The sequence below is a fragment of the Variovorax sp. Soil_C_17 genome (assembly GCF_057657265.1).
On sequence record NZ_JBDGIT010000002.1, the window covers coordinates 213622 to 235198 of the forward strand.

21 protein-coding genes and 3 tRNA genes are annotated in these 21577 nt (G+C 67.7%); 8 read left to right on the forward strand and 16 right to left on the reverse strand.

The window, feature by feature from the left end; translation table 11 throughout:
- Positions 1–8: 8 nt before the first annotated feature.
- A complete protein-coding gene (locus tag AC3A6Y_RS09700; protein ID WP_487868019.1) occupies positions 9–890 on the reverse strand; it encodes an ABC transporter permease in 882 nt (293 codons plus the stop codon).
- Positions 887–1837, reverse strand: coding sequence for an ABC transporter permease (locus AC3A6Y_RS09705; RefSeq protein WP_487868020.1), 951 nt, complete (start codon positions 1835–1837; stop codon positions 887–889). Before AC3A6Y_RS09705 ends, AC3A6Y_RS09700 begins: the two co-directional genes overlap by 4 nt.
- A 64-nt stretch (positions 1838–1901) precedes the next feature.
- Here AC3A6Y_RS09705 and AC3A6Y_RS09710 point away from each other — a divergent pair, with 64 nt between their 5' ends.
- On the forward strand, positions 1902–2195 hold the full coding sequence (locus AC3A6Y_RS09710; protein ID WP_487868021.1) for a YfhL family 4Fe-4S dicluster ferredoxin: 294 nt from the start codon (positions 1902–1904) through the stop codon (positions 2193–2195).
- On the opposite strand, the gene AC3A6Y_RS09715 is transcribed toward AC3A6Y_RS09710, so the two are convergent.
- The 8 genes from AC3A6Y_RS09715 to AC3A6Y_RS09750 all read right to left on the reverse strand — a co-directional run bounded on the left by AC3A6Y_RS09715 (position 2192) and on the right by AC3A6Y_RS09750 (position 8519).
- Positions 2192–2641 (reverse strand): hypothetical protein, encoded by a 450-nt coding sequence (locus AC3A6Y_RS09715; RefSeq protein WP_487868022.1) that lies wholly within the window; start codon positions 2639–2641, stop codon positions 2192–2194. The genes AC3A6Y_RS09710 and AC3A6Y_RS09715 overlap by 4 nt on opposite strands.
- A gap of 35 nt (positions 2642–2676) precedes the next feature.
- Positions 2677–3309 (reverse strand): aminoacyl-tRNA hydrolase, encoded by a 633-nt coding sequence (pth, locus tag AC3A6Y_RS09720; RefSeq protein ID WP_487868023.1) that lies wholly within the window; start codon positions 3307–3309, stop codon positions 2677–2679.
- Between the two features lie 87 nt (positions 3310–3396).
- Complete coding sequence (locus AC3A6Y_RS09725; RefSeq protein ID WP_487868024.1) at positions 3397–4059, reverse strand: 50S ribosomal protein L25/general stress protein Ctc; 663 nt, start codon at positions 4057–4059, stop codon at positions 3397–3399.
- Positions 4060–4158: 99 nt separating this feature from the next.
- Positions 4159–5133: a ribose-phosphate pyrophosphokinase gene (locus AC3A6Y_RS09730; RefSeq protein ID WP_106557455.1), complete on the reverse strand. Its 975-nt coding sequence runs from the start codon at positions 5131–5133 to the stop codon at positions 4159–4161.
- A gap of 68 nt (positions 5134–5201) precedes the next feature.
- Positions 5202–5278 (reverse strand) — tRNA-Gln (locus tag AC3A6Y_RS09735).
- Positions 5279–5347: 69 nt separating this feature from the next.
- The gene (ispE, locus tag AC3A6Y_RS09740) at positions 5348–6211 is read right to left on the reverse strand and encodes a 4-(cytidine 5'-diphospho)-2-C-methyl-D-erythritol kinase (protein ID WP_487868025.1); all 864 of its coding nucleotides are present in this window, start codon (positions 6209–6211) and stop codon (positions 5348–5350) included.
- Positions 6208–6699 (reverse strand): lipoprotein insertase outer membrane protein LolB, encoded by a 492-nt coding sequence (locus AC3A6Y_RS09745; protein ID WP_487868026.1) that lies wholly within the window; start codon positions 6697–6699, stop codon positions 6208–6210. The genes ispE and AC3A6Y_RS09745 overlap by 4 nt, the downstream gene beginning before the upstream one ends.
- The gene (locus AC3A6Y_RS09750; RefSeq protein ID WP_487868027.1) at positions 6696–8519 is read right to left on the reverse strand and encodes a tetratricopeptide repeat protein; all 1824 of its coding nucleotides are present in this window, start codon (positions 8517–8519) and stop codon (positions 6696–6698) included. The genes AC3A6Y_RS09745 and AC3A6Y_RS09750 overlap by 4 nt, the downstream gene beginning before the upstream one ends.
- A gap of 81 nt (positions 8520–8600) precedes the next feature.
- Here AC3A6Y_RS09750 and mutM point away from each other — a divergent pair, with 81 nt between their 5' ends.
- From mutM to mutY, 3 genes are all read left to right on the forward strand, one after another.
- Positions 8601–9416 (forward strand): bifunctional DNA-formamidopyrimidine glycosylase/DNA-(apurinic or apyrimidinic site) lyase, encoded by an 816-nt coding sequence (mutM, locus tag AC3A6Y_RS09755; protein ID WP_487869040.1) that lies wholly within the window; start codon positions 8601–8603, stop codon positions 9414–9416.
- A 70-nt stretch (positions 9417–9486) separates the two neighbouring features.
- Complete coding sequence (locus AC3A6Y_RS09760; protein ID WP_487868028.1) at positions 9487–11448, forward strand: dynamin family protein; 1962 nt, start codon at positions 9487–9489, stop codon at positions 11446–11448.
- On the forward strand, positions 11438–12511 hold the full coding sequence (mutY, locus tag AC3A6Y_RS09765) for an A/G-specific adenine glycosylase (protein ID WP_487868029.1): 1074 nt from the start codon (positions 11438–11440) through the stop codon (positions 12509–12511). The genes AC3A6Y_RS09760 and mutY overlap by 11 nt, the downstream gene beginning before the upstream one ends.
- On the opposite strand, the gene rapZ is transcribed toward mutY, so the two are convergent.
- The 3 genes from rapZ to AC3A6Y_RS09780 all read right to left on the reverse strand — a co-directional run bounded on the left by rapZ (position 12508) and on the right by AC3A6Y_RS09780 (position 16104).
- Positions 12508–13386: an RNase adapter RapZ gene (rapZ, locus tag AC3A6Y_RS09770; RefSeq protein ID WP_487868030.1), complete on the reverse strand. Its 879-nt coding sequence runs from the start codon at positions 13384–13386 to the stop codon at positions 12508–12510. The genes mutY and rapZ overlap by 4 nt on opposite strands.
- The gene (gene recN, locus AC3A6Y_RS09775; RefSeq protein WP_487868031.1) at positions 13383–15065 is read right to left on the reverse strand and encodes a DNA repair protein RecN; all 1683 of its coding nucleotides are present in this window, start codon (positions 15063–15065) and stop codon (positions 13383–13385) included. Before recN ends, rapZ begins: the two co-directional genes overlap by 4 nt.
- 142 nt (positions 15066–15207) lie before the next feature.
- Positions 15208–16104, reverse strand: a complete 897-nt coding sequence (locus tag AC3A6Y_RS09780) for an NAD kinase (protein ID WP_487868032.1) — start codon at positions 16102–16104, stop codon at positions 15208–15210.
- Positions 16105–16132: 28 nt separating this feature from the next.
- Here AC3A6Y_RS09780 and hrcA point away from each other — a divergent pair, with 28 nt between their 5' ends.
- From hrcA to AC3A6Y_RS09795, 3 genes are all read left to right on the forward strand, one after another.
- Positions 16133–17137 (forward strand): heat-inducible transcriptional repressor HrcA, encoded by a 1005-nt coding sequence (hrcA, locus tag AC3A6Y_RS09785; protein WP_487868033.1) that lies wholly within the window; start codon positions 16133–16135, stop codon positions 17135–17137.
- Between the two features lie 36 nt (positions 17138–17173).
- Positions 17174–17250 (forward strand) — tRNA-Ile (locus tag AC3A6Y_RS09790).
- 62 nt (positions 17251–17312) lie between these two features.
- A tRNA-Arg gene (locus AC3A6Y_RS09795) sits at positions 17313–17389 on the forward strand.
- Positions 17390–17499: 110 nt separating this feature from the next.
- Here AC3A6Y_RS09795 and AC3A6Y_RS09800 read toward each other — a convergent pair.
- From AC3A6Y_RS09800 to AC3A6Y_RS09810, 3 genes are read right to left on the reverse strand one after another with little or no spacing between them, the layout of a single operon-like run.
- Positions 17500–17967: a hypothetical protein gene (locus AC3A6Y_RS09800; protein WP_487868034.1), complete on the reverse strand. Its 468-nt coding sequence runs from the start codon at positions 17965–17967 to the stop codon at positions 17500–17502.
- Complete coding sequence (locus AC3A6Y_RS09805) at positions 17964–19514, reverse strand: TRAP transporter large permease (protein ID WP_487868035.1); 1551 nt, start codon at positions 19512–19514, stop codon at positions 17964–17966. Before AC3A6Y_RS09805 ends, AC3A6Y_RS09800 begins: the two co-directional genes overlap by 4 nt.
- Positions 19515–19570: 56 nt before the next feature.
- Positions 19571–20110 (reverse strand): TRAP transporter small permease subunit, encoded by a 540-nt coding sequence (locus AC3A6Y_RS09810; protein ID WP_487868036.1) that lies wholly within the window; start codon positions 20108–20110, stop codon positions 19571–19573.
- 154 nt (positions 20111–20264) lie between these two features.
- Here AC3A6Y_RS09810 and AC3A6Y_RS09815 point away from each other — a divergent pair, with 154 nt between their 5' ends.
- Positions 20265–21557, forward strand: coding sequence for an SUMF1/EgtB/PvdO family nonheme iron enzyme (locus AC3A6Y_RS09815; RefSeq protein ID WP_487868037.1), 1293 nt, complete (start codon positions 20265–20267; stop codon positions 21555–21557).
- Positions 21558–21577 lie beyond the last annotated feature (20 nt).

Sequence of the window (21577 nt, forward strand, 5' to 3'; positions counted from 1 at the left end):
GGCGAAGGTCAGCGGGCGCGTGCGAGGCGCGGGTCGAGCAGATCGCGCAGGCCGTCGCCGAGCAGGTTGAGGCCGAGCACGGCGAGCGCGATCGCCATGCCCGGGAACACGGCGAGCAAAGGCGCCTGGAACATCATGGTCTGGGCCTCGCTGAGCATGCGGCCCCACGACGGCTGGGGAGGCTGCGTGCCCAGCCCCAGGTAGGACAGCGCGGCTTCGGCCAGGATCGCGATTGCGAAGCGGATGGTGGACTGCACGATCAGCACCGCCGAGATGTTGGGCAGCACATGCTGGATCGTGATCGCGAAGGCTCCCTTGCCGCAGGCACGCGCGGCGGCCACGTACTCGCGCGACCAGATGGCATTGGCCGAAGCCCGCGTGATGCGCGCGAAGGTCGGGATGTTGTAGATGCCGATGGCGATGATCGCGTTGACGATGCCGGCGCCGAACACGGCCGTCATCATGATGGCCGAGAGGATGGCGGGGAAGGCCATCGAGAAATCGGCGAAGCGCATGATGGCTTCTTCCACCCAGCCGCGCCGCGCGGCCGCCAGCAGGCCCAGCGCGGTGCCCACCACCAGGCCGATGCCGACCGCGATCACGCCCACCAGGATGGACGCGCGCGCGCCCACCAGCAGCAGCGAGGCCACGTCGCGGCCGAACGTGTCGGTGCCCAGCCAGTGCGCGGCCGTGGGCGGCTTGAGCTTGTCGGCCATGTTCATCTCGTAGGGCGACCAGGGCGTCCAGACGAGGGAAACGGTGGCGGCCAGGACCAGCAGCAGCGTGAGCACGCCGCCGATGACGAAGCTGCGGTGATGCAGGGCGCGGCGCCAGAAGCCGGGGACCTTGAAGGCTGCCGCGCTGGGTACGGTGCTGGGAACGGCGCTCATATGTCGGAGGCCTTGATGCGTGGATCGATGACCGCATAGAGCACATCGACCACGAAGTTGACGATGACCACCATCGCCGCCAGAAGCATGACGCAGTTGCGCACCACGATCAGGTCGCGGTTGCTGATGGCCTGAAAGATCAGCCGGCCGAGCCCCGGCAGGTAGAACACGTTCTCCACCACGATGGTGCCGGCGAGCAGCTCGGAGAACTGCATGCCCATCACGGTGATCACCGGAATCAGCGCGTTGCGCAGCACATGGGTCCACAGCACGGCGCGTTGGGAGACGCCTTTGGCGCGCGCAGTGCGGACGAAGTCCTCGCGCATCACCTCCAGCACCGCCGAGCGGGTGATGCGCGCCAGGATCGCGGCCTGCACCACCGCGAGCGAGAGGGCGGGCAGCAGCAGCGCCTTGAGCCCGGCGAGCACGCCGTCATCCCAGCCCTCGAAGCCGCCGGCCGAGAACCACTGCAACTGGACGGAGAAGACCAGGATCAGCAGGATGGCGAACCAGAAGTTGGGGATCGCGATGCCCACCTGCGTCAGCCCCATCAGGCCGACGTCGCCCAGCTTGTTGTGGCGCGCCGCGGCGGTCACGCCCACGAGCAGCGCCAGCACGGTGGTGAAGGCCATTGCGAGCAGGGCCAGGGGCACGGTCAGCGTGAGCCGCTCGAGGATCAGCTCGACCACCGGGGCGCTGTAGGCGTAGCTGTCGCCGAGGTTGCCGGTGAGCAGGCCGCCGACCCAGTGCCAGTAGCGGGTCCAGGCGGGCTGGTCCAGTCCCAGCTTGGTGGCCAGGGCCGCGACCGCTTCAGGCGAGGCATCGGGGCCCATGAGCATCTGCGCGGCGTTGCCGGGCAGGATCTCGAGCACGAGGAAGACGATGACGGAGGCGCCGATCAGCGTGGCGATCAGCGTCACGAAGCGCTTGAACAGAAAGAGGCTCATGGGGCGGGCCGCAGCATAACCCGACAGACGCAATGACCATGCCCGGGGCCGATAATGCGACCCTATGGCCCTCATGATCACCGACGAATGCATCAACTGCGACGTCTGCGAACCCGAGTGCCCCAACGATGCGATCTACATGGGCGAGGAGATCTACGAGATCGATCCGCACAAGTGCACCGAATGCGTGGGCCACTTCGACGAGCCGCAGTGCGTGCAGATCTGCCCCGTGGCTTGCATTCCCAAGAACCCGGACCACGTCGAGTCCCGAGAGACGCTGTGGCAGAAGTTCGAGCGGCTGACGGCGGCCAAGGCGGCCGGCGCTGAAGGCAAGCCGCCTGCGGCCGCGAAGGCCTAGCTTTTTTCTGCGCTGCGGCGAGCGGCTTTTCCGGCCTTCTCCGCCTTCTTCTTCGCCGTCGCCACCGGGTCGTGGGCGCTGAAGTAATCGGGCTCCTTCTTGCCCTTCTTCTTTTTCTTGGCGCTGTCGGCCTCCGGCTTCGGCGCCGCAGGCCTGCTGTCGATGAGGGTGGGCTGGCGGCCGGCCTGCGCCTTTTCCTGGCGCAGGCGCTCGCGTTCCAGCCGGTCTCCGGCGGATTGCGCCTCGCGGATCGTGCGATCCGCGTCCCGTTTTTGCGCGGCGTCGCGCGCATCGTCGAGGGCGAGGGGCTTGCCGTCCGGGCAAGGCCGGTCGGAGTAGGTGTTGCCACAGCGCCAAGCGGCGGGGCCGGACGCGGCTGCGGTCGGCGCCCACAAGGCGCAGGCCGCCATGGCCAGGATGGCGATGCCGGATGTCGAGTTCTTCATTCTTCTGTCTCTCCCTTTCCTTTTGGAGGTGGCGCTCAGGCCGGAGCGGGCGGTCCGCCTTCGCCCGGCTCGCGCCGCGGCGGTTTGGGGCGTGGCGGCTTGCTCGTGTGGATGAGCAGGGTCGCCTTGTCCATCTCGCCGGCGACCAGGGCCGGGAAGGCGTGCAGCGTGCGGGCGATCGCGTCCTCGATCGCCTCGCGCTGTTCTTTCAGGGGCTTCTTCAGCACCCAGCCGATCACCTCGGACTTCACGCCCGGATGCCCGATGCCCAGGCGCAGGCGCCAGTAGTCGCCGGTGCCCAGCTGCGCATGGATGTCGCGCAGGCCGTTGTGGCCGGCGTGGCTGCCGCCGCGCTTGAGCTTGGCCTGCCCCGGCACCACGTCGAGCTCGTCGTGCACCACCAGGATCTCGTGGGGCTCGATCTTGAAGAAGCGGGCGAGCGCGGCCACGGACTTGCCCGAGAGGTTCATGAAGGTCTGGGGCTCGAGCAGCCACACCGGCTGGCCGCCCACCTGCATGCGGGCCACCAGCCCGTGGTAGCTGCGCTCCGGCATCAGCGTGAGCTTGCGCTCGCGCGCCAGCGCGTCGATCCACCAGAAGCCGGCGTTGTGCCGCGTGGCTTCGTACTCGGGACCGGGATTGCCGAGGCCGACGAACAACTTGATCATGGGGCGGGATTATCGGGTCGCCGCTCGCCAAAATAAAAACGGCCCGCGCGAGGCGGGCCGTGAGGGCGAAGCAGGCTCGCTGCGCGATTACTTCTTCTTGGCGGGCGCCTTGGCGGGCGCTTTGGCGTCCGTCTTGGCGGCGGCCGGGGCGCCTTCGGCGGCACCTTCCGCAGGCGCGGCTTCTTCGGCCACCAGCGGCGACACGGCCGACACCACCACCGGGTTGCCCCTGCCGTGGCTGATGTACTTCAGGCCCTTGGGCAGCTTGATGTCGCTGACGTGCAGCGTCGCGTTCTTGGTCAGGCCGGTGAGGTCCACCTCGATGAACTCGGGGAGGTCGGCGGGCAGGCAATTGACCTCGAGTTCGGTCATCACGTGGTTCACGAGGTTGTGGTCCAGCTTGACGGCGGTGGACTCTTCCTCGCCCTTGAAGTGCAGCGGCACCTTGACGGTCATGCGCGTGCGGGCATCGACCCGCTGGAAGTCCACGTGCTGCACCAGCGGGCGGAAGGGGTGGTACTGCACGTCGCGCAGCAGCACCTTGCTGGTGGCGCCGCCCAGTTCCATCTCGAGGATGGACGAGTGAAACGCTTCCTTCTTGAGCGCATGCCACAGCGCGTTGTGATCGAGCTCGATCAGCTGGGGCTGGCCGTCGCCCCCATAGACGATACCGGGCGTCTTGCCCGAAATGCGGAGACGGCGGCTCGCACCCGTGCCCTGCTTGGCGCGCTCGTAAGCGACGAATTTCATGACTCACTCCTGTGGAAGTCGACCGCGACCAGTGCGACTCCGGTTTCAAAAAGGGCGCCGCGGAGGGCGCCCGGCTTCTTGCTCAGGCCTGAAGAACCCTCAGAAGAGGTTCTCCTGGTCCGAGAACAAACTCATGACGGACTCGCCCTTGGCGATGCGCTGGATCGTTTCCGCGATCAGCGGCGCCACGGAGAGTTGGCGGATCTTGGTGCAGCCCGTTGCGCCGTCGTTGAGCGGGATCGTGTTGGTCACGACCACTTCGTCGAGGGCGCTGCCCTTGGCGATGCGCTCGATCGCGGGGCCCGAGAAGATCGGGTGCGTGCAATAGGCGTAGACCTTCTTGGCGCCGCGTTCCTTCAGCACCTCGGCCGCCTTCACCAGCGTGCCGGCGGTATCGATCATGTCGTCCATGATCACGCAGTTGCGGCCATCGATTTCGCCGATCACGTGCATGACCTCGCTCACGTTGGCGCGAGGGCGTCGCTTGTCGATGATGGCGAGGTCGCAGTCGAGCTGCTTGGCCAGTGCGCGGGCGCGCACCACACCGCCGACGTCCGGCGAGACCACGATCAAGTCCTCGTAATTCTTCAGGCGCAAGTCGCCCAGCAGCACGGGCGAGGCGTAGATGTTGTCGACCGGGATGTCGAAGAAGCCCTGGATCTGGTCGGCGTGCAGGTCCATGGTCAGCACGCGGGCCACGCCCACCGTTTCGAGCAGGTTGGCCACCACCTTGGCCGAGATCGGCACCCGGCTCGAGCGCGGACGGCGGTCCTGGCGCGCATAGCCGAAGTAGGGAATGACGGCACTGATGCGCTCGGCCGAAGCGCGCTTGAGCGCGTCGACCATGATGAGCAGCTCCATCAGGTTTTCGTTGGTCGGCGCGCAGGTGGACTGGACCACGAACACGTCGCGCGCACGCACGTTCTGATTGATCTCGACGGTGACTTCGCCGTCGGAGAAGCGGCCGACGCGGGCGGCGCCCAGGGAGGTGCCCAGGTTCTGGGCGATCTCGGCGGCAAGGCCCGGGTTGGCATTGCCGGTGAAAACCATGAAATCAGGATGGTGAGCCTGCATGAGCGTCCCGGCAAAAAAGGAAATGGCCCGTTTGAGGGGCCGCCAATACTCTCGTGAATGTGAGGATTTGGCAGGGGAGAAAGGATTCGAACCTTTGCATGCTGGAATCAAAATCCAGTGCCTTAACCAGCTTGGCGACTCCCCTACACAGGTTGGCGGCCAGAAGCCACCCACCGATATATGTCGCATCAGACCACAAAAGCGCTCTGACCTTCTAGGCCGCCCAGCCCACGAGGGGATGGATGGCCAGATTGCTGCACTTGCGAACCTGCCAGCCCGAGGGCGCACCGGCCAGTTCCACATCATGCGGCATTGCCGCGAACACCGAACTTCCTGAACCGGTCATGCGAGCCTGGAGTCCTTGGCGACCGAGCCAGGCAATGGCATCGGTGACGGCGGGACAGAGCCTCTCAGCAACCGGCTGCAGATCGTTGCGACCGAAGCCGAGACTCTTGATCTCGCCCCCGTCTTGTTCAGCGTATGCAGCAAAGCCAGAAATTATAGCAGCAGGTGTTTCGCGTTGAAGATCGGGCGCTGCAAAAATAAGACGGGTATCCAGCCCTTCGGGCGGCTTGACGACAACAAAGCGCTGCGGCGGCAGGTCGATCGGCGTGATCTGCTCGCCGATGCCTTCGACCCACGCGTTGCGCCCGCGCAGGAAAAATGGCACGTCGGCGCCCAGCGCAAGGCCGATCTGCGCCAGCTGCGACAGCGGCAGCTCCAGGCCCCACAGGCGATTGAGCCCCAGCAGGCAGGTGGCTGCGTCCGAGGAGCCGCCCCCCATGCCGGCTTGCGCCGGCACCTGCTTGGCGATGCCGATATGGGCGCCTTGCGTCGTTCCCGAAAAAGCCTGGAGCGCCTTCGCGGCGCGAAGCACGAGGTCATCGGACGGCAGTGGGGTCGTGAGGTCCTCGCGCGTGAGCTGGCCGTCGCTGCGCTTTTCCAGATGCAGGGTGTCGCACCAATCGATCAGCATGAACACGGACTGCAGCAGGTGGTAGCCGTCCGCACGCCGGCCGGTGATGTGCAGGAAGAGATTGAGCTTGGCCGGCGCCGGCAGGTCGTAGAGCGCCTTCATGCGCGTTCGAAGACGATGCGCAGATCCGCACGCGGCTGCGGCATATCGCGCGTGGCCTGCAGGCGGCCGGCGCCGACCTGGGACAGGTCCGGCCGCCAGCCGGGCACCCGTTCTTCGCGGCCGGCCAGCCAGCCGAACAGTGCACCGACGGGGATCACGGCGCCGGTGGCGGCTTCGATCAGCGCGTCGACCGACTCGAAGCGCCTCGTCTGGCTGCCGTTCTTCAGCAAGGCCTCGCCCGGCGCCCAGTGCAGCTGGGCCAGGGTGTTGCCGATCGGGCTCGTGAGGATGAGCTCGCCGGCCTGCGGGGCGCCGCGCAGCTCGAACAGGGCTGAAAAGGTCTGCACCGGCTCGCTGTCGACGCGCAGCGAAAGCCGGCCGCTCCAGGCCTCGCCGCTGGCCGCGACCAGCGGACCGCCGGGGCTGGCGCAGCCCGCAGCCAGCAGCAGACCGGCCCAGCCGGCGCAGAGGGCAAGGCGACGCTTCAAAGTTTCACGCGCAGGCGCTTGAGCGTCTCCTGCAGCGTCTCGTTGTCCGCATCGGTCAGGAAGGCTTCCTTCCAGATCGACATGGCGCGATCGCGCTGACCCTTGACCCAGAGCACCTCGCCCAGGTGCGCCCCGATCTCGGGGTCGGGCCTGCGCTTGTAGGCGGCCTCGAGAATGCGCATGGCTTCGTCGGTATTGCCCAGCCTGAACTCGACCCAGCCGAGGCTGTCGGCGATGAACGGGTCCTCCGGCGCCAACTGCACGGCTTTCTTGATCAGCGTGCGCGCCTCCTCGAGCCGGATCTTGCGATCGGCCAGCGAGTAGCCGAGCGCGTTGTAGGCGTTCTGGTTGTCGGGCTTGAGCTCGATCAGTCGGCGCAGCAGGCGCTCCATTTCGTCGAGGCGGTTCAGCTTCTCGGCCACCATGGCCTTGTCGTAGATCAGGTCCGTGTCCTCGGGCTTGGCCGAGCTGGCTTGCGCCAGCATGTCGTAGGCGGCCTGGTACTGCTTGGCATCGCGCAGCAGCTGGACTTCGGCCATGAACTTCTGCTTCTTGTCGTCTTCGGTGCGCTCGGGCAGGGCACGGACCAGCTCCCGGGCCTGGGGCAACTTGCCCTGGCGGGCCAGGAGCGCGGCGCGTCGCGTTTGCGCGCCCACCAGGTCTTCGGTGCTGTCGATGCGCGACAGCCAGTGCTCGGCGCCCACGAAGTCCTTGCGGCGTTCCGCCAGTTGCGCCAGCAGCAGGAAGGCCTGAGTCTGGCCGCGGCCGCGCGCTTCGGCATCGGGCTGCGTCTCGGCCATCGCCACATAGCGCTTGAGCGAGTTTTCGGCCGCCGCATCCTGCCTTGCCTGGGTTTGCAGGCTGCCAAGCAGCAGCCAGGGCTCGGGCAATTCGGGGCGAGCCGCGGTCAAGGCGGCGAGTTCCGCGCTCGCATCGGTGTAACGGCGACCTTCCACCAGCACGCGCGCGTAGGCGATGCGCATCTCGGGCAGGACTTTGGGGCCGGCCAGGTAGCGCTTGACCAGCGCTTCGGCTTCGGGCTGGGCGGGGTCCACCAATTCGAGGGCCAGCATGGCCGGCCCATCGGCGGAGGGGTCGATGTCGTGGCCCTTCCGCGCAGCTTCCAGTGCCCCGGCAGCGTCGCCCGCCGCCAGCCGCAGGCGGCCCACGGTGGCCCAGGCTGCGCCGCCGGTCGCCGGGCTCTTGAGGTCGTCCGCCAGCGCCTGTTCGACGACCGAGACGGCAAGCTTCTTGTCGGTGGCCCGGGCGTAGTTGCGCGCGATGATGGCCATCAGGAAGGGCCGCTCCACCTGGGGCGTGGACGCCAGTTCGGCCTTGAGCGGCTCGACGGTTTCGGAGATGCGGTTCAGCGCGATCAGGATCTGCAGCTCGAAGCGACGCGCATCGCGCGACTGCGGAAGGCTTTCCTTCCAGGCGCGCGATGCGGCCAGCGCGGCGTCGCCGGAACGCGCCTGGAGCGCGATTTCGACGGCACGCTGGAACAGCTTGGGGTCGCGCGAGCGGCGTGCGGCATCCAGCACCAGCGCATAGCCCGAACCGGGGTCGCCGGAGCGCGCCGTCAGCTCGCCCATCAGCACTTCGTAGAAGAGCTCGGCCGTCATCGCCGAGGCCCGCGCTTTCTCTTCGCGCGAGGCAGTGGCGGCAGCGGTCGTCACGGGTGGTGCCGCCGGTTCGATGAGGGGCGCGGGGCTGGTCGGTGCTGCGGGGGCGGGCGTGTTGGGCTGCGCTTGCGCCGCCACGGAAACAAGGGCCAAGAGCGCGGCCGCCGCAAGGCGGGATCGGCGGAGCGAGGGGATCATCAAGTCATAATAATCCAAGGTTTTCGAGCGATGGCCGCGCGGGGCTTCGATCTCGCCTTGTTTTCGTGTCAGCCTTCCTCCATGCCTGAACTACCCGAAGTCGAAGTCACGCGGCGCGGTTTCGCCGAGCGCATCGAGGGTGCGCGCATCGAGGCGGTGCGGCTCGGCAAGCCGTTGCGCTGGGCCCTGTCGGTGGAGCCCGCGGCGCTGGTGGGTCGCACGGTCCGGGCCGTGCGCAGGCGCGGCAAATATCTTCTGGTCGACCTCGATGCGGGGCTGCTGCTCATGCACCTGGGCATGTCCGGAAGCTTGCGCTTCGACACCCTGCTGCCCGCGCCCGGCGTTCACGATCATTTCGACATGGTGACCAGCCTCGGCACCCTGCGCCTCAACGATCCGCGGCGCTTCGGCGCAGTGGTGTACGTGGAAGCCGAGACGTCGCCGCTGGCGATCAAGCTGCTGGGCGGGCTGGGGATGGAGCCTCTGGAAGCCTCCTTCGATGCCGATCGCTTCCACGCGGGCCTCAGGCGCCGCAAGGCACCGATCAAGCAGGTGTTGCTCGCCGGCGACGTGGTGGTGGGCGTCGGCAACATTTACGCGTCCGAGGCGCTGTTCCTGGCCGGCATTCGTCCGAGCGTCTCCGCTTCCCGCATCAGCCGTCCGCGCGCGCTGCGGCTGCATGCGGCAGTGCAGGAAATTCTCGCCAGAGCGGTCGAGCGCGGCGGCAGCACGCTGCGCGATTTCTCCAATGTCGACGGGCAGAGCGGCTACTTCCAGCTGGAGGCAACCGTCTACGGCCGCGCCGGCGAGCCTTGTCGTGTATGCGGCACCCCGGTGCGGCAGGTGCGCCAGGGGCAGCGCTCGACTTATTTTTGCCCGACGTGCCAAAAGTACTGAAAGCCCGGCAGACTACTGCCACGCCAGCGCCATGTGGGTGCTATATTTTGTAAGCAACCCTTACACACCCTTGACCCGCTCCTTCAATCAGCAATTCGACCAGCATGGCGCCTGGCGACGCAACTTCGCGCACCGCCTCAAATGGCTGTCGCGCTGGCTGGATGAGAACGAGCTGCTGGACCAGAGCGTCGCCGAACGCCTGCGCGACCTGGAGTCGCAGATGCGCACCAGCAAGGTCATGGTTGCCTTCGTGGCCGAGTTCTCGCGCGGCAAGTCGGAGCTGATCAACGCGATCTTCTTCGCCGCCTATGGCCGCCGCATCATGCCGGCCAGCGCGGGCCGCACGACGATGTGCCCCACCGAGCTGGGCTACGACAGCTCCTTCCTTCCCTGCCTTCGGCTGCTGCCCATCGAAACCCGCCTCGAGCCGCATTCGCTCGCCCATTGGCGCGACAAGGCCGAGCACTGGACCGAAATCCCGATCGACGTCGAAGACGCCGAGCAGCTCTCGCAGACCATGAACAAGGTGGCCGAGGTCCGGCGCGTGCCGCTGGCCGAGGCGCGTTCCCTGGGCTTCTGGAGCGACGAATCGCCCGACGATAATCCCGTGCCCGACGCCGAGGGCCAGGTCGAGATCCCGCGCTGGCGCCATGCCTTGCTGAACATGCCGCACCCGCTGCTGGAGCAGGGGCTGGTCATCCTCGATACCCCCGGCCTCAACGCGATCGGCGCCGAGCCCGAGCTGACGGTGAGCCTGATTCCCCAAGCCCACGCGGTGGTTTTCATCCTGGGCGCCGATACAGGCGTGACCCGTTCCGATCTCGCGATCTGGCGCGAGCACCTGATCACCGAAGGCGATCCGGGCGAAACCCGCATCGTGGTGCTCAACAAGATCGACACCATGTGGGACACGCTGAGCACGCCGGCCCAGATCGACGCTCAGATCCAGCGCCAGCGCAAGGGCGCGGCCGAGCTGCTGGGCGTGCCGCTCACGCAGGTGCTTCCGGTATCGGCGCAGAAGGGCCTGCAGGCCAAGATCCGCCGCGACGTGCCGCTGCTGCAGGCGAGCCGGCTGCCCGCGCTCGAGTCCGTGCTGGGCGAAGGCCTGCTCGGCAAGCGAGAGCGCATGCTGCGGCTGGCGGTGGACGCCGGCATCTCGGCCCTCCAGGCCGAGGCCGCGCGCATCCTGAAGGTGCGTCAGCGCGACCTGTCCGAGCAGGCACTCGAGCTGCAGGGCCTGCGTGGCAAGAACGTCTCGGTCATTCGCCACATGCGCACCCGCATCGAGCAGGAGCAGGCCGAGTTCGAGGGCAGCAACACGCGCATCCTGGCGCTTCGCTCGGTGCAGGGCAAGCTGCTGCGCGAGGTGTACGCGGTGCTGGGCAGCACGGCGCTCAAGGCCGACATGGCCCGCCTGTCATCCTCGCTCAAGCGGCCCGGCATCAAGCTCAACGTGCGCAAGGTCTACGGCGCGACCTTCGACGCGCTGCGCAACAACCTGCGCGAGGTGCAGGCGACCACTGCCGAGATCCAGTCGATGCTGCACGCCACCTTCCGTCAGCTCAATGCCGAGCACGGGTTTGCGTTGCAGGCGCCGGCCGAGCCCGACCTGACGGGCTTCCAGGAACAACTGAGCCAGATCGAGAACAGTCACATCCACTACCTCGGAATCGGCAACCTGCTGAAGCTCGCGCAGCCCGACTTCTGCGACAAGCTGGTGCGTGCGCTGGCGAGCCGGCTGCGGGTGGTCAACGAGGCGGCCATGACCGAGGTGGAGCGCTGGAGCAAGGGCGCGGGCGCCCAACTCGACGCGCAGCTCAAGGAGCGCCGGCGCAATTTCACCAAGCGCATCGAGGCGGTCGAGCGCATTCAAAATGCCGCCGGCAACCTCGACGAGCGCCTGGCCGAGCTGGCCACCCAGGAGGCCGGGCTGGCCGAGCTGCACGTGCGCCTGCGCGAGTTCACGGCGCTGCTCACGAGCAACGAGGCGCCCTCCGCGGCTGCGGCGCGCAGCGAACTCAGTGCCGCCTGAAGATCTGGAATCGGCGGCCCAGCGGCTGCCGGCGGACTTTGCTGCGCGTGTCGTCGACTGGCAGCGCAGCCACGGCCGCAGCGAGCTTCCGTGGCAGAACACCCAGGACCCTTATTGCGTTTGGCTGTCGGAAGTCATGCTCCAGCAGACGCAGGTGTCGACCGTGCTGGGCTACTTCACCCGCTTCCTCCAGCGCTTTCCCACCGTGCAGGCGCTCGCCGCAGGCACCGAGGACGAAGTGCTGGGGCTGTGGAGCGGGCTGGGCTACTACAGCCGCGCGCGCAACATGCATCGCTGCGCTCAGGACGTGGTCGTGCGCTTCGGCGGATCTTTCCCGCATACGGCGGCCGAGCTGCAGACGCTGCCGGGCATCGGCCGGTCGACCGCCGCCGCTATCGCCGCCTTCTGCTTCGGCGAGCGGGTCGCGATCCTCGATGGCAACGTGAAGCGGGTGTTGACGCGTGTGCTGGGCTTCGAGGGCGACCTGGCGTCTGCCGCGCAGGAGAAGGCCCTGTGGGCCCTGGCAACGGAACTGCTGCCGCCTGCGGCCCAGCGGCGCGCCATCGCCGGGTACACGCAGGGCCTCATGGACCTGGGCGCCACCGTGTGCCTGCCGCGCAAGCCCAGTTGCATGATCTGCCCGGTCAGCGCGCAGTGCGTGGGGCGGCGCGAGGGCGCTCCCGAGCGCTTTCCGGTCAAGACACGCAAGCTGCGTCGCAGCGCGCAGTCCCTGTGGATGCTGAAGGCACTCGATTCCAAAGGGCGCGTCTGGCTCGAGAAGCGCCCTTCGAGCGGCATCTGGGCCGGCCTCTACTGCCTGCCGGTGTACGAAAGCCGCGCTTCGCTGCTGGACGAGCTGGCGCCCGATGCGCGCCGTACCGCCGAGGACGCCCCCGCCTTTCTGCATGTGCTCACGCACAAGGACCTGCACCTGCATCCGGTGTCGGTGGCGTGTGCAGCGGAGCACCCGCCAACCGAGTCGGGCAGCTGGTTCGCTGCCGTCGACTGGTCGGCACTGGGCCTCCCGGCGCCGGTGCGCAAGCTGCTGGTCGCCGGCGACTAGCCCAGGGCGTCCAGCTCGCGATGCCGCTTGAGCGCGGCCCAGCGCGTGCTGAAGCCGCGGGCCAACTGCTCCACCAGGAACACCGAGCGGTGCTGGCCGCCGGTGCAGCCGATCGCCACGGTCACGTAGCTGCGATGGTCGCGCGCCAATGCATCGAGCCAACGAAGAAGGAACTGCTCGATGTCGCCGTACATGCGCGCGACATCGTCGTACTCGCGCAGCCACTCGATCACGGGCGCGTCGCGGCCGGTCAAAGGCCGCAGCGCGGCCACATAGTGCGGATTGGGAAGCATGCGCACGTCGAACACGTAGTCGGCATCGAGCGGCACGCCGCGCTTGAAGGCGAAGGATTCGAACACCAGCGTGAGCGCGCTCTCGGGCGCCGCGATCAGCGCCTTGATGTAGCTCTGCAGCTGCGCCGGCCGGATGATGCTGGTGTCGATCACGTCGGCGCCGTCGCGCAGCTCGGCCAGCAGCTCGCGTTCGAGCTCGATCGCCTGCATCAGCACGCGCTGCTGCTCCGGCGCATCGGTGCGGCCATCGTGGCGCGACAGGGGATGGCGGCGCCGGGTCTCCGAATAGCGGCGCACCAGCGCATCGGTGGTCGAGTCCAGGAACAGCGAGCGCAGCGACACGCCGTCTTGCCGCAGCCGGTCCAGCTGTTGCGGCACCAGCGGCAGCGAGATGCCGCTGCGCACATCCATCGCGATCGCCACGCGTTCTGCCTGTTGCTCGCGCTGCAGGGCGACGAAGGGCATGAGCAGCTCGGGCGGCAGGTTGTCGACGCAGTAGTAGCCCGCGTCTTCCAGCGCGTGCAGGGCGACGGACTTGCCCGAGCCGGACATGCCGGTGATCAGCACGAGTTCCAGGCTCATGACGAGGTCTCCGGCGCCTTCTTGCCCAGCATTTCGCGCGCATGCGCGAGCGAGGTTTGCGACATGCGCTCGCCGCCCAGCATGCGCGCGATCTCTCGGGTGCGGGTGTCGTCGTCGAGCACCGACACGCTGCTTTCCGTACGGATGCCGTCCTTCGTCCTCGCGCTGGTCTGCTGCTTGGCGACCAGCAGATGGTGGTCGGCGCAGGCGGCCACCTGCGGCAGGTGGGTGACGGCCAGCACCTGCCGGTCCCGGCCCAGCTGCTTCATGAGGCGGCCAACGGTCTCCGCCACGGCGCCGCCGACGCCGGCATCGACCTCGTCGAAGATCAGGGTCTGCGCGGCGCCCAGTTGGCTGGTGGTGACGGCGATCGCCAGTGCGATGCGCGACAGCTCGCCGCCCGAGGCCACCTTGCCGATCGCGCGCGGCGTGCTGCCCGCGTGGCCTGCGACCAGGAAGGCGATGTCCTCGAGTCCGTGCCGGGCGGGCTCGGCCAGCGATTCCAGAACGACTTCGAAGCGGCCGCCCTGCATGCCCAGGCCTTGCATGGCCCGCGTCACGGCCTGCGCCAGCCGCGGAGCGGCCTGCTTGCGCACCTTGCCCAGGGCCCTGGCCTCCTTCATGTAGGCCTGTTGCGCGGCCTGCTCGGCGCGTTCAAGCGCCTCCAGGTCGCTCTGTGCATCCAGCGTCTGCAACTCGGCCTGCCACCCGGCCAGCAGGGCGGGCAGCTCGGCCGGCGTGCGCTTGTAGCGGCGGGCCAGCGACATCCAGAGGCCCATCCGCTCGTCCAGCTCGGCCAGTCGTTCCGGGTCCGTGTCGGCCTGGCGCAGGTAGCCGTGCAGGGAATGCGCGGCGTCGGAGGCCTGGGCCACGCTCGAGGCGAGCACCTCGCCCAGTTCCTTGAAAGCGGGCTCGATGTGCTCGCAGTTCTGCAGCAGCGTGACGGCACGGCTCAGTGCGGCGAGCGCGCCGCTCTCGTCGTCTTCCAGCGCGCTACTGGCCCCCTGGGCCGCATCGATGAGCGCCTGCGCGTTGGAGATGCGGGTGTGGCTGGCCGAGAGCTCGTCCCATTCGTCGGCGCCCGGCGCGAGCTTCATGACTTCGCTCACCTGCCACTGGAGGCGCTCGCGCTCGCGCTGCAGCGAGTCCTGGGCCGAGCGTGCCTTGTCCAGCGCTGCGATGGCTTGGCGCCAGCCTTGCCAGGCCTGCGCGAGCGCCGCATCGTCGGCGCCGGCATAGGCGTCGAGCAAGCCGCGCACGGCCTCGGGACGCGTCAGGCTTTGCCAGGCATGCTGGCCGTGGATGTCCAGCAGCCGGTCGCCGAGTTCGCGCAACTGGGTGGCGGTGGCGGGGCTGCCGTTGATCCACCCGCGGCTGCGGCCCTGGAGGTCGACCGTCCGGCGCAGCAGCAGTGCATCGCCGGACTCGAACCCGCCTTCGTCCAGCCAGTCCGCGAGAGACGGGTCGGCATCGAATTCGGCGCTGACGTCGAGGCGTTCGGCGCCTTCGCGCACCGCACCGGCGTCTGCGCGATTGCCGAGCGCCAGCTGGAGCGCGTCGATCAGGATCGACTTGCCGGCGCCGGTCTCGCCGGTGAGCACGGTGAATCCGGCCGCGAGGTCGATTTCGAGCGAGCGCACGATCACGAAATCGCGCAAGGCGATGCGACGCAGCGCCATGTCAATGCCCGCCCAGGATGCCGAGGTGCTCGGAGAGCGCTCGCGAGGGGCCACGAACAGGTCGAGCGTTCGGTCTCATTGGCGTACCTTCGCCTTCGGCTACGGTGCTATTCGCCTTCGGGGCGGCCGTGCGGCTCATGGGTCAGGAACCTCCTTCGTTCCAGTGCAGTTTCTTGCGCAGCGTGTCGAAATAGCTCCAGCCCCGGGGGTGCAGGAAGCGCACGCGGTATTCGGAGCGCCGCACGACGATCTGATCGCCGATGGCCATGGTCGCCAGCGATTGCATGTCGAAATTGGCGCTCGCATCGCGGCCGCCGACCAGTTCGATCGAGACTTCGTCCGCGTCCGGCAGCAGGATCGGGCGGTTGGAGAGCGAGTGGGGTGCGATCGGCACCATCACCCAGCCCGGCACCGCCGGGTGCAGCAGCGGGCCGCCGGCGGACAACGCATAGGCGGTGGAGCCGGTGGGGGAGGCGATGATCATGCCGTCCGCGCGGTGGTTGGCGACGAAATGGTGCCCCACAGAAACCCTCAGCTCCACCATGCCCGAGGTGGCGCCGCGATTGACGACCACGTCGTTCATGGCGAGCGCATCGAACACCGAGACGCCCTTGCGCACCACATTCGCCTGCATCAGGCTGCGGTGGTCTTCCTCGTACTCGCCGGCCAGCATCGGGATCAGCACGCTTTGGTACTCGTTCAGCGCGATGTCGGTGATGAAGCCCAGCCTCCCGCGGTTGATGCCGATCAGCGGCAGGCCGTAGCAGGCGAGCTGGCGCCCGATGCCGAGCATGGTCCCGTCGCCCCCGACCACCAGGCCCAGGTCGCATCGGCGACCGATCTCGTCGACCGAGAGGGCGGCGTAGCGGGTCCGTGCCCGCTCGCCTTCATCCGCCTGCTCGACGAAGACCTCGCAGCCCTGGGATTCGAGAAAGGCGCCGATGCCTTTCATGACCTCGTCCAGCGCACCGGCCGGCACGCGCGCGCCGGAAGCCTGGTACTTGCCGATCAATGCGACGCGCCGGAAGCTGGATGTCATCTGTAAATTACAACACTAAAATCTTTCAATGCTGGACGACCGCGCCAAGTTGCTGCTCAAGACATTGGTCGAGCGGTACATCGCCGAAGGGCAGCCTGTGGGCTCCCGAACGCTCTCCCGTGCTTCGGGGCTCGAGCTGTCGCCTGCGACGATTCGCAATGTGATGTCCGACCTCGAAGGGCTCGGGCTCATCGTCAGTCCGCACACCTCGGCCGGCCGCATTCCGACGGCGCGTGGTTATCGGCTGTTCGTCGACACCATGCTGACTGCGCAGCGCGAGCATCTCGCAGCGCCCAGCCTGCCGCCCGACCAGCCGCAGAAGGTGATCGCCAATGCCGCCCACCTGCTGTCGAACCTGTCGCAATTCGTCGGCGTGGTGATGGCGCCGCGCCGTGCCTCGTCATTTCGCCAGATCGAGTTCTTGCGCCTGTCGGAGCGCCGCCTCCTGGTGATCATCGTCTCGCCCGACGGTGATGTGCAAAACCGGGTGATCTTTCCCGAGGTCGACTATTCGCAGTCGCAACTGGTCGAGGCTTCGAACTACATCAACGCGCACTTCGCGGGCCTTTCGATCGAGCAGGTGCGCGACCGTCTGCAGTCGGAAATGGAGCAACTGCGCGGCGAGATCGCGGCGCTCATGCAGGCGGCGGTGCAGGTCAGCTCCGAGGTGCTCACGGAGGCGCAGGACGAAGTGGTGATCGCCGGCGAGCGCAACCTGCTGTCGGTCACCGATTTCTCCAGCGACATGAGCCACCTGCGCCGCGCCTTCGAGCTTTTCGAGCAGAAGGCGCAGCTGTTGCGCTTGCTCGACGTCTCGAGCAAGGCCGAGGGCGTGCGCATCTTCATCGGCGGGGAAAGCCAAGTCGTGCCCTTCGACGATCTCTCGATCGTGAGTGCGAATTACGAGGTGGACGGCGAGGTGGTCGGAACGCTCGGCGTGATCGGCCCGACGCGCATGCCCTACGACCGCATGATCCAGATCGTCGACATCACGTCGAAGCTGGTCACCAACGCGCTCAGTCACCGCAAATAGGGCGGGCCGGCGCCGCCACTAGAATCCCGACTGCGTGGGCCGTTAGCTCAGCTGGTTAGAGCAGCGGACTCATAATCCGTTGGTCGCTGGTTCAAGCCCAGCACGGCCTACCACCGCATGTTTGCATCAACACGGCCGAAGAGGCCCTCGCGGGCATGCTATACTCGCAAGCTGTGCGGCTGTAGCTCAGTTGGATAGAGTACTTGGCTACGAACCAAGGGGTCGTGGGTTCGAATCCTGCCAGCCGCACCACTTTTTACTAGCGAAATCAACCGCTTAGAGGCTCACCCCTCTAAGCGGTTTTTCTTTGCGTGAGGACTCTTGCGGGCCGCGCCAATTCCATCCGTGCGGGGTGGCCGCTGCTATGAAGGAGGGCGTCGGTCCAGCGCGAGCCGCGCTGCCACGCGTTCCGCGAAGCCGGTCAGAAGACGGGCGTCGGCCGAATGGAACCACGTGACGGCGCCGTTGCGGCGCCGCACCAGCAGGCGGGGCGCGATGATGCGGTCGACCCACGGCCAGTGCACCAGCTTGAGCTGCGCCACGTTCGCCGCGCTTTCGCGCTTGTTCCACAGCCAGGTCTGAGTCAGCACATCGCCCTCGAGCCGCGTGCGGCTGTAGACGATCCAGTAGCCGACCCACGCGATGCAGACCGCGGCGCCGCCGAACAACAACAGGCCCGGCGTCGACCACTCGGCGCTTCGCAGCGCAGGCAGGCTCCACAGCCCGAATGCGATCAGGTCGACGATCAGCACCACCGCCAGGATCCGAACCAAGGGCGGATAGGCAGGGCTCTCGAGCGGCCCGCCCGCGTCGGCCTCGGGTGCGTTCACTGCTTGCTGTCGGTCCCGGGGGCCGGTGCCGGCGCCTCGGGCTCGGGCATCGGCAGCGCGTCCGGCTCGCCGGACTTCTTGTTGCCGAAGGGGTCGTCCATGTTGATGCCTCCGCTGTCGGGGCCCTGCAGGTCGGCCGGCATCTCCAGCTTGATCTTGTCGACGTCGACCTCGACCTTCTTGTCGAGGAACACGGTGACGGTCTGCGGGAAGAAGATCACGATCGCCACCAGCAGCAGCTGCAGCCCGACCCACGGAATGGCGCCCAGATAGATGTCTCGCGATTCGATCTTGCGCGGCAGAGCGCCGTTCTTGAACAGCGTGTCGGCGATGCCGCGCAGATAGAACAGCGCAAAGCCGAAGGGCGGGTGCATGAACGAGGTCTGCATGTTCACGCACAGGAGCACGCCGAACCACACCATGTCGATGCCCAGCTTGGCCGCGACCGGCCCGAGCATCGGCAGGATGATGAAGGCGATCTCGAAGAAGTCGAGGAAGAAGGCCAGGAAGAAGACGAAGACGTTGACCGCGATCAGGAAGCCGATCTGCCCACCCGGCAGGCCCGAGAGCATGTGCTCGATCCACTTGGCGCCGTCGACGCCCTGGAACACCAGCGAAAACACGCGCGAGCCGATCAGGATGAAGACCACCATGGCGGTGAGCCGCATGGTGCCGTTCATCGCCTCCTTGAGCATCGGCCAGTTCAGCCGCCGGTGGATGCCGGCCAGGATCAGCGAGCCCACCGCACCCATTGCGCCGGCTTCGGTCGGCGTCGCGATCGCGTGGTCCATGAAGGGCAGCCCGCCCATCGAGCCCAGCACCGCGAAGATCAGGATTGCCGAGGGGATGATGCCGCGCAGGCACTTGCCCCACAGCGCCCAGCCCTCCAGCGTGCGCGCCGAGGCCGGCACGCCCGGCACGTAGCTCGGGCGGATGCGCGAGATCAGGAAGGTGTAGATCGCGAAGATCAGCACCTGCAGGATCGACGGCCCCCATGCGCCCTTGTACATCTGGCCCACGTCGGTGCCGAGCTGGTCGGCCATCACGATCAGCACCAGCGAGGGCGGCACCAGCTGCGTGATGGTGCCCGAGGCCGCGAGCACGCCGGCGGAGTAGCGCATGTTGTAGCCGTAGCGCATCATCACCGGCAGCGAGATCATCGCCATCGCGATCACCTGGCCCGCCACGGTGCCGGTGATGGCGCCGAGGATGAAGCCCACGATGATCACGGAGTAGCCCAGGCCGCCGCGCACCGGGCCGAAGAGCTGGCCCATGGAGTCGAGCATGTCCTCGGCCAGGCCGCACTTCTCGAGCACCGCGCCCATCAGCGTGAAAAAGGGGATGGCCAGCAGTGTTTCGTTGGACAGGATGCCGAACACGTTGAGCGGCAGGTTGGCCATGAAGCCCGGCGGGAACCAGCCCATCTCGATCGCGATGAAGCCGCTGAGGAGGCCCAGCGCCGACAGCGAGAAGGCCACCGGGAAGCCGATCAGCATGATCACGATCAGCCCCGCGAACATGACCGGGGCGAAATTTTCCATCTGCATTTCTTATCCTGCGAAGCGGTGCGGGTGAGGGAAGGCGCGGAGGGTGTTCACCCTTCTTACTGCACCGGCTTCTCGTAGTGCGTGTCCATCTCGATCAGGCCGCGCAGGTAGGCGATGCGCTTGATCACCTCGGCCACGCCCTGCAGGAACACCGCGCCGAAGCCCACGGGCATCATCAGTGCGGCCGGCCAGCGGATCAGGCCACCAATGTTTCCGGACATCTCGCCGCTCCTCAGCATGCCGAGGAAGAAGGGAAGCGTGAGCCAGAACAGCAGGCCCATCACGGGCAGCAAAAAGAAGATCAGGCCGAAGAGATCGACATACACCGGCCCGTTGCGCTTGAGCTTGCCGTAGATGATGTCCACCCGCACGTGCTCGTTGAGCTTGAGCACCAGCGGCGCACCGAGCATCACGGTGGCGGCGAACAGATACCACTGGATCTCGAGCCAGGCATTGGAGCTGAAGTCCAGGCCATAGCGCACGAAGGCATTGCCGGCGGAGATCAAGGAGGCGGCGAGCACGGCCCAGGCCGCCAGCTTGCCGAGCTGTGCGCTGATCCAGTCCATGGCCAGCGCGAACTTGAGGAATGCGGACAAGGTATTGTCTCTTTGGGGGTGATTTCGGCGCCAGTCGGGTAGGGTCGGCGCAAAGCCGGCAATGTTAACGTGCCGCTGCCGAGCGCCGGCAGGGGCCGGCGGCGGGTTTACCCGGGGCAATCCCTCCGCGCCGCGCGCGTGGCCATAATGGCCGATGCCTTCGAGCCCGCCGTCCGGCACGCCTTTCGGCGCTTCCGGCCTGCCTCATTCCATCGATTCGCCCGAGATGCGCCGCGCAGGCCGCGAGCTGCTCTCGCTGGCCCTGATCGACGCGCGCAACCACACGCTGCACCTGCTGTCGCTCTACCAGCAGGCACTCGGCTCGGGAACACTGGCCGTGCCGCGGCAGGAGGGCATCGATCCGCCGCTCTGGCTGGCCGGCCACATCGGCTGGTTCGCCGAGTGGTGGATCGCGCGCAACACGCAGCGCGCCTTCGGCGCCGACTGCCCCGTGCGGCCGACGCGCCTGGCCGCCATCGAGCCGGAAGCCGACGGCTGGTGGAACCCGGCGCAGGTCGAGGCGAGGCAGCGCTGGTCGCTGCCGTTGCCCGACCTCGAGCAGACCAAGGCCTACCTGCTCGACACCCTGGAGAGCACGCTGGAACTGCTGGAGCATGCGGTCGAGACCGATGCCGGCCTCTACTTCTACCGGCTGGCGCTGTTCCACGAAGACCTGCGCGGCGAGCAACTGGTGGTGATGGCGCAGACCCTCGGCCTGCCCTTGGGCATCGAGGCGCGGCCCGCGCCGGTGGAGCACGAGCCGCTGGTGCTGCCGGCCACCGCATGGACGCTCGGTTGCGACGAGGCCGGCTTCGCTTTCGCGCAGGAGCGCGGCCGGTGCATGCTGGAGGTGCCGGAGTTCGAGATCGATGCCCAGCCCGTCACCTGGAGCCAATATGTGGAGTTCGTCGACGACGGCGGCTACGACCGTGAGGAACTGTGGCTGCCGGGCGGGCTCGCCTGGCTCGCGGCCCAGACCGAGGGGCGCCGCGGCCCGCGTCACGTGGAGCAGATCGGCGCGGCGCGCCGCGGCAGCGGCGGCTCGGTGCTGCAGCAGCGTTTCGGCCGCCCGATGCGGGCTGCCGGCAACCAGAGCGCGGTGCATGTGAGCTGGTGGGAGGCCGACGCCTGGGCGCGCTGGGCCGGGCGCCGTCTCGCGACCGAGGTCGAATGGGAGATCGCCGCTCACCAGGCGGCGCGTCGCGGCTTCCGCTGGGCCGACGTGCACGAGTGGACCGCCGGCACCTTGCGGCCTTGGCCCGACTTTCGCGCCGACCCCTGGAGTGCGGGCACCGAGTTCGATCCGCAGCCTGCTTTCGGCGCGGCGCGCGTGTTGCGCGGCGCTTCTGCTGCGACCCGCTCGCGCCTGCGTTCGCCCAAGCGCCGCGGCTTCGCCTGGCCGGAGCGGGACGACGGGTTCTTCGGATTTCGCACCTGCGCCTTGTGACCGCGGCCTCGTCGGGCGCA

What these genes read in the sequence shown, in the direction of transcription:
- AC3A6Y_RS09700 (WP_487868019.1), bottom strand. Translation starts at nt 890, where the DNA reads ATGAGCGCCGTTCCCAGCACCGTACCCAGCGCGGCAGCCTTCAAGGTC.
- AC3A6Y_RS09705 (WP_487868020.1), bottom strand. Translation starts at nt 1,837, where the DNA reads ATGAGCCTCTTTCTGTTCAAGCGCTTCGTGACGCTGATCGCCACGCTG.
- AC3A6Y_RS09710 (WP_487868021.1), top strand. Translation starts at nt 1,902, where the DNA reads ATGGCCCTCATGATCACCGACGAATGCATCAACTGCGACGTCTGCGAA.
- AC3A6Y_RS09715 (WP_487868022.1), bottom strand. Translation starts at nt 2,641, where the DNA reads ATGAAGAACTCGACATCCGGCATCGCCATCCTGGCCATGGCGGCCTGC.
- pth (WP_487868023.1), bottom strand. Translation starts at nt 3,309, where the DNA reads ATGATCAAGTTGTTCGTCGGCCTCGGCAATCCCGGTCCCGAGTACGAA.
- AC3A6Y_RS09725 (WP_487868024.1), bottom strand. Translation starts at nt 4,059, where the DNA reads ATGAAATTCGTCGCTTACGAGCGCGCCAAGCAGGGCACGGGTGCGAGC.
- AC3A6Y_RS09730 (WP_106557455.1), bottom strand. Translation starts at nt 5,133, where the DNA reads ATGCAGGCTCACCATCCTGATTTCATGGTTTTCACCGGCAATGCCAAC.
- ispE (WP_487868025.1), bottom strand. Translation starts at nt 6,211, where the DNA reads ATGAAGGCGCTCTACGACCTGCCGGCGCCGGCCAAGCTCAATCTCTTC.
- AC3A6Y_RS09750 (WP_487868027.1), bottom strand. Translation starts at nt 8,519, where the DNA reads ATGATCCCCTCGCTCCGCCGATCCCGCCTTGCGGCGGCCGCGCTCTTG.
- mutM (WP_487869040.1), top strand. Translation starts at nt 8,601, where the DNA reads ATGCCTGAACTACCCGAAGTCGAAGTCACGCGGCGCGGTTTCGCCGAG.
- rapZ (WP_487868030.1), bottom strand. Translation starts at nt 13,386, where the DNA reads ATGAGCCTGGAACTCGTGCTGATCACCGGCATGTCCGGCTCGGGCAAG.
- recN (WP_487868031.1), bottom strand. Translation starts at nt 15,065, where the DNA reads ATGGCGCTGCGTCGCATCGCCTTGCGCGATTTCGTGATCGTGCGCTCG.
- AC3A6Y_RS09780 (WP_487868032.1), bottom strand. Translation starts at nt 16,104, where the DNA reads ATGACATCCAGCTTCCGGCGCGTCGCATTGATCGGCAAGTACCAGGCT.
- hrcA (WP_487868033.1), top strand. Translation starts at nt 16,133, where the DNA reads ATGCTGGACGACCGCGCCAAGTTGCTGCTCAAGACATTGGTCGAGCGG.
- AC3A6Y_RS09805 (WP_487868035.1), bottom strand. Translation starts at nt 19,514, where the DNA reads ATGCAGATGGAAAATTTCGCCCCGGTCATGTTCGCGGGGCTGATCGTG.
- AC3A6Y_RS09815 (WP_487868037.1), top strand. Translation starts at nt 20,265, where the DNA reads ATGCCTTCGAGCCCGCCGTCCGGCACGCCTTTCGGCGCTTCCGGCCTG.